General features: G+C 39.8%; 2 protein-coding genes. Both read right to left on the reverse strand.

Features of this window, described 5'->3' with window-relative positions; genetic code table 11:
- A partial coding sequence (locus tag UC75_RS22535; RefSeq protein ID WP_416202207.1) for a hypothetical protein occupies positions 1–97 on the reverse strand: 97 nt, incomplete at its 3' end.
- A partial coding sequence (locus tag UC75_RS05170) for a fimbria/pilus outer membrane usher protein (protein WP_164837866.1) occupies positions 88–950 on the reverse strand: 863 nt, incomplete at its 5' end. The genes UC75_RS05170 and UC75_RS22535, both read right to left, overlap by 10 nt.

Below are 950 nucleotides of genomic sequence, written 5' to 3' on the forward strand. Positions count from 1 at the left end.
ATATAAAAAACAGAACAGGTGCTAAAATATACTTTATGGCCAATGAAAACTTTTCACTTTTCATCCAAAAACTATGACTCGCAGTAGTTATCGACATACATAAGGCCCCAATTTTTTAGCACTGTATTGCTTATTTTCATACACAAAATTAACTTGGCATGAGCCATGATCCAGAAGATCGACTTCAAGCTTGTTTTGCTTTAAAAGGTTTGGAATAAATACTTCACCGTCGTAGCCAACTACACCATTTTGTTGTCCATTAATGCGAACCGTATAACCCGGTAATAAAGGTGAATTGTTGGCATCAACAAGTTTCACTAATCCGGAAATGACCTGATGAGCGCCGAAGTCAATTAAAGCTCCTTGGCGATAACCTACAAATGCTGTTTGGTTAGTGGATTTAACATCCCACTCTAAAGGTAAATATGATGGATCTAGATAGATATGATGAAGCTGATAAGGTCTTAAATTTGCAATTAAGAATCGACCGGTTCCATCAGTTGCTCCTAAATTTACCCCGCCATTTAAAATTTGACTTTGTGGCCCAGCATTAGTTACAACAGCGTAACCATCTCCAATTTCATTGGCCGCAAAAACTCGCCCTGCTGCCGCAACCAATGATCCTGTCGCTGAAAGCGCAACTTGGTCGTTATCCCCAATTCGGTTGTATCGACCTGTCAGGTAAGCTGCACGAGCACGGTAAGAAGCATAAACCGATGCATTGTTTTGATTCACATCCTGATCATGCTCAACATAGCCTCCCCATCCAAATGCACCAATTTGTGGATCGCTAAATCCATTTATTTCTTGTCTATAGGTTGTTTTACCACTTTCATTAGAAATACTTGTAATCGCATTGACTCGGCTAGATGGTGTATAGCGCAGCGCAAAGTAAATGCCATAGTCTTTTTGGTTTTCATAATCTTTATACGCTGATGCATAAAAGCCCC

Origin of the sequence: Acinetobacter sp. V2, from assembly GCF_001188385.1 — a bacterium.
GTDB classification, from domain to species: Bacteria; Pseudomonadota; Gammaproteobacteria; order Pseudomonadales; family Moraxellaceae; genus Acinetobacter; species Acinetobacter oleivorans.